Genomic DNA, 6,518 nt, shown 5'->3' with positions numbered 1-6,518 from the left:
CTACGATCGCGAGAAGCTGCAGGAGCGCCTGGCGAAGCTGGCCGGCGGCGGGGCCCTGATCAAGGTTGGGGCCGGCTCAGAGGTGGAGCAGAAGTATCGCCAGACGCGCGTGGAGGACGCTCTGGCGGCGGCCCGGGCCGCCGTTGAGGAAGGCATCGTTCCCGGCGGTGGGGTGGCCCTGCTCAATGCGATCGAGGCTTTGGACAAGCTGGAATTGACCGGCGATGCCGCGACCGGGGTGAAGATCCTGCGCCGCGCCCTGGAGGAGCCGGTGCGCCAGCTCGCCATCAACGGTGGCAAGGATGGCTCGGTCGTGGTCGAGGGCATTCTGCGTGCCCAGCGCGAGCATAACAACCGCAACTATGGCTACAATGTCCTGTTCGATCGCTATGAGGACATGATCGCCGCCGGCATCACCGATCCGGCCAAGGTGACGCGCTCGGCCCTGCAGAATGCAGCCAGCATCGCCGCCATGATCCTGACGACAGAGGCCCTCATCACCGACGTGCCTGAGAAAGAGAAAGCAGCTGCTACTCCTTCTATGCCTGAGTACTAGCGCTCGGCGAACCGCTTCACCCCGCTTCTCTGGGACGGGACGAGAACGGGGTTAGACTGTACGAGGCCCTCTTGCCTCCCCTGTCTTTGGGAGAGGAGGAGGGCCTTGTTGGTTGTCAGTGAGCTGGCTGGCTGCCTGTCCCGCCCGGCCCTTGCTCAGGCGGTAAAGTGCAGCGAGTCGAGCATCGGGGTATAGTACTTTTGCATTGCCTCGTCAAAGACGTCGTTGCTGGCGTAAAACTGAAGGCTGTAGTAATGTTGCTTGTACATGACGCTCAAGGTGACGAGGTGCAAGCTTTGGTTATTGTTCAGAGGGAAGCTCACGTCGTCTTCGCTCCAGGTCTGGCCCCCGACGGTGCGTGTCTGGGGGGTATTGGTCAGGGCTTGCGGGTTGCCCAGGCTGGTGGCCTGAGCGAAGTTCTGAATCAGAAACTGGTCAAGATCGTGCGCGCTGGGAAACGCCTGGTTGGCATCGCTAGGAAATTGGACAATCAGCAGGCTCAAAGGGACTGAGAGACTCTGAGGAGGATCAAGTGTGAGCGTTTTCACTCCGCTAGTGGAGGTATTGAGCTGGCCCTCGGTCCAGTCCTGGGGCAGGTTCAAGATCAGGCCCAGAGACTGACTACTGCTATTGCTCAAAGGCTTGAAGGAAGATGGCGTGGGCAGAACGTTCGTGGTCGAGTTCTGGGTGCCTGCTGTGGCGGTTGCCGCCGGTGCCTGGCTGGGAAGCTGAACGCTGCGCGCGGGAGCCTTGGGGGCAAAATAGCCGTGGACCCAGAGTAGTCCCACCGTAAAACCGGCGCCGAGCAGACAGCTCAGGAGCAGGACGACGATCGCAGTGAGCCAGCGGTTGGGGCGCGAGCCTGGTCGAGCCTGGCCAGGCAAAGCAGCGGTTGCATCCTGAACAGCAGCGCTGTTGACCAGCAGCAAGGAACCAGGGGCTTCGCGCAGGTCGCGCGGCCAGGCGAGTGTATCGGCGGGAAGATACGAGTAATATGCTGATGTCCCTGATGAGACCGCCGCGCCGCACTGAGGACAGACCACGGCATAGACTGGTAGTTCTTGCTTGCATTGCGTGCAGGTCATGGCTGCACCTCTCTCATGTTCATTCCGACAACAGCTGCTGTCGTCGGAGAATGCACTCTATGCAAGAGATGGATAGATAGAATGGCTGCAACCGAGACGAGGTGTGGCATCCTGCTGTGCTGCGGCGCCTATCCCCCGCGCTCAACCGGTTGCTGATTGACTAGCCAGTGAGAGCTATCTCGGCTTGGAAACCGGCTCCTTCCCCGCTGGACAGTGCATCCTTGCCTGATCCGTGCGGCTCGGCTCAATCCAGACGGGTTGCTCAGGGCTACTGACCAGTGGATGTCAGTCACCCGGCGGCCCAGGGCCATAAGCTATCGGACCCAACGGCAGTCAAAGCGGACCTGCCCGCTACGACGATCAGTGATAGCTCTGATGACCTCCAGGGTGATCAGCTCGCCAATGGCGACCGGCAGATCGTTCTCATCAAGCACGCGGCACTCGAAATGGCGTGTTGGATCGTTGAGATCGGCAATGACGCAACGCACATAAGGGCGCTCCTCCCCGCCAATAGAGGCCCGTAAGCCGGATTCCTTAGCGAGTAATCTTCCCGTGCGCTTCACCGTCCACTGGCCCCCCTCTCTGGGAATCCTCTCACTCACTTTCCTCCTGTCCAGATAGGATAGCAGACTGCTAAAGACATAGTAGAAGAGTCTGCAGCAAAAGTCAACCGCGCTGTGGCAAATGGCATCCCCTTTTCATCTACTCTGCCGCCGCTGCTGCTTACAGAAGCGGGAGCCGGGTAGCTTGAGTCTTCTTCCTGGTTTTCCTGGGGGCTGGCCTACCAGGTCTACTTGAGGCTTAGCTTAGCCCAGTACCTCGGGGTTGACCAGGTTAGGAGGCCGACGTCCCTCGTGGTAGGCGACGATGTTATTACTGGCCATCAGCGCCATCTGGTTACGCGTCGCGTAGGAGGCACTGGCAATATGTGGCAGCAATACCACATTGTCCATTGTCAGAAGCTCTGGTTCGATGGCGGGCTCATGCTCATAGACATCCAGGCCGGCGCCGGCGATCTGCTTCGCCTGCAAGGCGCGCACCAGGGCCTTCTCATCGACGACGGGTCCGCGAGAAGTATTAATCACATAGGCCGTTGGTTTCATCAGTGACAGCTCCCGTTCGCCGATCAGGTGGTGGGTCGAAGGCAGGTAGGGTGTATGAATACTGATGAAATCGGACTCGCGCAGCAACTCGTCCAGCGGAGCATAAGTTAGATGATAGGTGGCCTCATCCTCGGGAGGCAGACGGTAGACATCGTAGTAGAGGACGCGCATTTCGAAGCCGCTGGCGCGCTTGGCGACGATTTTCCCGATGCGTCCGGCGCCGATCAGGCCCAGGGTCGCGTGATGAACATCGGCGCCACAGAAGAGCAAGGGACCCCAGCCTTTGAACTTACCGGCGCGCACAAAGCGCTCAGCCTCGGGGATACGACGAGCCACGGCGATCAGCAGACCGAAGGCCAGGTCGGCGGTAGTATCGGAGAGGACGCCCGGGGTGTTGCTGACAGCTATTCCGAGGCGGGTAGCAGCTTCGACATCGATATTGTTGTAGCCAACGGCCATATTGGCCACCATCTTCAGGCGTGGCGTGGCCGAGGCACAAGCCTCCAGAAAGCGGGCATCGATCTGGTCGGTGAGCAGACAAAAAATATAGTCATGACCGGGGCCACGGCGGAGCAGCTCTTCGTAGGGCCAGATCAGACCCTCCTCCATATTGGCTTCTACCTCGCCGATGGCCTCCAGAGGCGGATAGGCAACATCAGGTACACGCTGGGTCACAAGGATTTTGGGACGTTCTGCCATAGCACTCTCCTGCCGATTTTGCTTGCTTTGCTGCTGCTGCTGCTGACTTGCTGGGGCAGTGGTCTGCCTGAACGAGTTGAAGCCGGGAGGCCTCGCCTATGTAGAGGGCGCCCCGCTTTACAGATGAGCTGACGCAGTCTGATTGTGACCGTTAGCCATGCCGGATAGAACTTTCCTTTTATTGTATAACCTCTGACAAGCCTCTCGTCTGATCCGTCTGATCGTCGGCGCTAGCGCTCTGTTGGCAGGGAAGGGTAGCCGGGAGATGGAACGGCTTCGCCAGACGGCGACGCAAGAGCATAAGGAGGGCGGGCCATCCGTCTCGCCAGGGAGAGAGTTTTTTGGCCTGACGAGGAGTATAGCGAATGGGGACCTCCAGGATGGTGAGGCCGGCCTGCACCAGGTAGATGGTGATCTCTGGTTCAATCTCAAAGCGGCGCCCTCGCAGAGGGAGCGCCTGCACCACAGCGCGCGGTATGAGCTTGTAGCAAGTTTCCATGTCGGAGAGGCGGCAGCCGTAGAGCAGGTTAGTGATCACTGTCAAAAAGCGATTGCCCCAGCGTGTCAGCCAGGGCTGTTGAGAGAGATCACGACAGCCGTAAACTGCCGCTCGTGGCTGACCCGCCGTGGTCCAGCGCTCCACGAGCAGAGGGATGTCCTGTGGGTCATACTCCAGATCGGCATCCTGGATAAGGACCAGATCGCCCGTGATATAGCCAAAGGCTGTGCGCAGGGCTGTGCCTTTCCCCTGATTGGTGCTGTGGCGTACGTAGCGGTAGCGATCAAAAGGTGGCTGCTGGCGCAGTGTCTGTAGGATGTCCCAGGTACGGTCGGTAGAGGCATCGTCGACGATGACCACTTCCAGATCGAGGGGAAGTCTGGCCAGGGCCTCCAGGAGTCGGGCCACCGTAGCTTCCTCGTTGTAGACAGGCACAACCACCGAAACGCGCATGCTTGCAGTAACCTCACTTCCCGATGCTGTAGCGTGGAGAGCATGGGAGGCGCATTCTGCCATTCATGCTCCTCTCCTTATCCAGAATGACAACCCTCTGGATAGTAGTGTGCAAGAATAGAGCTTTTTCTCCTGGCCGGGCCGCAGACCTGATGAATGGCGGCGGCCAGGTCTCTCTGCTCATTCCCACAGCTGAATCGTGCCATCGGTCAAAGCAACGAGCAGGCGACGATCGGCAAAATGCAGGGCGCTGATCTGCCACGGGTGGTAGAGCTTCTGGACGAGCTGCCCTGCTGCCAGCGACCAAAGCTCAACCACACCCTCGTTGATCTCGCTATCCTCACGGGCCACAGCCAGCCAACTGGCATCGTCGGAAAGCGCCAGACGCGAGGTGCCTCCCAGAGGGCCGACGGCGAGATCGTAGTAGGTGGCGGCCCGCAGGTCCTGTACTCGCACGCGATTACGCTCCTGTCGCGCTGCAAAGGCCACTATCTGTAGATCAGGCGTGACGGCATAGGGTGGGGCACAATCGCTACACGTTCCGGCCAGCACAGAGGTGACAATGCGCGGACGTGGGCGGTTCCCGAAGCGTGTACGAGCCGTAAGATCCCAGCGCCGGACAACGATCACCTCCTCCTGGCTGCCCGGGCTATGTCCGCAGGAGAGCGTCAGTAAGGAGCGCGTATCGCGCGAAAGGGCGCGCAGGCGAATGGCCCAAAACTGGCGCTTCTCGATTTCCTCCTCGATGCAGACCAGGTTCTCCTGGGGGGCGGCGCTCTGCCCGGGCTGGTAAAGCAGGACATCGGTAGCGCGCACTCCCACTTTACGCGGGGTGCGCGGGTCCTCTGCCTGATAGGGGAGGGCGAGGCGCAGGCTCAGATAGGATGAATCCGTCATCGATTCCGGCGGCGACTTGGGAACGCTTCCCTCCTCTACAAAAGCCAGATCGAGCGTGTAATGGTCGAAGACGGTGCGCTGCTGCAAAGGATAGCTCCAGACCAGCGAGCCGCTCTGTGTATCCCAGACGTGCAGGCCAAGGCGTCCCCAGCCGGCCAGCAACTCTCCATGTGGCGAAAAGCGCAGCTCACGCAGCGATTCGACTGTCAGAGCAGAATCAGTGCGAAACTGAGAGAGCTGAGTGCTGTGGGCCACGCTCCAAATAGCTCCCTGGCCATCCAGCGTGCCGGCGGCGATGTAGAGATCGTTATCCTTGCTTTGAACGCTGCCCAAGGCCGAGATCACTCCCAGGGACGTCTGCAAGCGGACACCAGCGCGTAAGGGGCCGCGCGTGCTGAAGATGCTCAGACTGGCAAACTCCAGCTCCTCCTGTGGATCTACGCGCTGGGGGCGCCGGCGAGGTCGCAGCTGGCCGTTGCGTACATCCAGCACTCCCCACAAGGCCACATCGTACTGTTGTCGCTTCTGGGGGTCGCCCAGGACGGCATAGGCTCGGTTGATACGCTTCATCTGGGCTGCCCCCTCGGGGCCCGCCAGATCAGGATGGTAGCGCCGTGCCAGTTGTCGATAGGCGCGCTTGATCGTCTCCTGATCAGCATCCGCTGGTATGCCCAGAATGGCGTAGTAGTTTTCCAGTTCGTCCCTTTCCATGACCGGCTCTGTTGCCTGCTGAAAGTAAGCGGATGATACTAGAGCGATACAATGCGTGTTTTGACGCGGTTGCTTTGCATCGACAGGCGCCGTGTGCGCCAAATATACCAGGTTGCGATGGTGCGATAGGGCCGCCAGCGCTCGCCGAAGGCCAGCAGCTCTTTGCGTGTTGGGCGCCGTTCCAGCTCGTAGAGGAGACGGAGACCCTCAGCCAGACCCAGGTCATCAACGGGCCAGACATCGAGGCGACCCAGGGAAAAGATCAAGATCATTTCTGCTGTCCAGCGTCCGATGCCCTTGACAGCGGTCAGCGCGCGGATAACAGCCTCATCGTCAAGCGCTGGGAGCTGCTGCAAGTCAAGCTCACCGCTCAGGACACGCGCGCAGAGATCGCGTATGTAGCGGATCTTCTGCGAGGAGAGACCTGCAGCCTGCAGTTGTTGCTCATCGAGAGCCACGAGGGGCTGGGCCTGAATGGGGCCGGGAGGGAGCAGAGCGCGCAAACGGGCCATGAT

General features: G+C 60.2%; 7 protein-coding genes. 1 reads left to right on the top strand and 6 read right to left on the bottom strand.

Annotation, left to right across the window (positions count from 1 at the left end; all coding sequences use genetic code 11):
* Positions 1 to 556, top strand: a 556-nt coding sequence (locus IRZ31_RS19380; protein WP_297156778.1) for a TCP-1/cpn60 chaperonin family protein, incomplete at its 5' end; no start/stop codon positions are given.
* 155 nt (positions 557 to 711) lie between these two features.
* Here IRZ31_RS19380 and IRZ31_RS19375 read toward each other — a convergent pair.
* The 6 genes from IRZ31_RS19375 to IRZ31_RS19350 all read right to left on the bottom strand — a co-directional run.
* A complete protein-coding gene (locus IRZ31_RS19375; protein ID WP_297156775.1) occupies positions 712 to 1,641 on the bottom strand; it encodes a hypothetical protein in 930 nt (309 codons plus the stop codon).
* A 314-nt stretch (positions 1,642 to 1,955) separates the two neighbouring features.
* Entirely contained in the window at positions 1,956 to 2,243 is a 288-nt protein-coding gene (locus tag IRZ31_RS19370; RefSeq protein ID WP_297156773.1) for a hypothetical protein, read from the bottom strand.
* 204 nt (positions 2,244 to 2,447) lie between these two features.
* Entirely contained in the window at positions 2,448 to 3,443 is a 996-nt protein-coding gene (locus IRZ31_RS19365; RefSeq protein ID WP_297156771.1) for a D-glycerate dehydrogenase, read from the bottom strand.
* 178 nt (positions 3,444 to 3,621) lie between these two features.
* A complete protein-coding gene (locus IRZ31_RS19360) occupies positions 3,622 to 4,395 on the bottom strand; it encodes a glycosyltransferase family 2 protein (RefSeq protein WP_297156769.1) in 774 nt (257 codons plus the stop codon).
* A gap of 180 nt (positions 4,396 to 4,575) precedes the next feature.
* Positions 4,576 to 6,003 (bottom strand): DnaJ domain-containing protein, encoded by a 1,428-nt coding sequence (locus IRZ31_RS19355; RefSeq protein WP_297156766.1) that lies wholly within the window; start codon positions 6,001 to 6,003, stop codon positions 4,576 to 4,578.
* Between the two features lie 38 nt (positions 6,004 to 6,041).
* On the bottom strand, positions 6,042 to 6,518 hold a 477-nt coding region (locus IRZ31_RS19350; RefSeq protein WP_363325704.1), incomplete at its 5' end, for a DNA-3-methyladenine glycosylase 2 family protein.

The organism is Thermogemmatispora sp., from assembly GCF_019683635.1.
Classification (GTDB): Bacteria; Chloroflexota; Ktedonobacteria; order Ktedonobacterales; family Ktedonobacteraceae; genus Thermogemmatispora.
The sequence above is the reverse complement of the archived record's forward strand: the minus strand, read 5'-3'. Positions and strand labels throughout refer to the sequence as shown.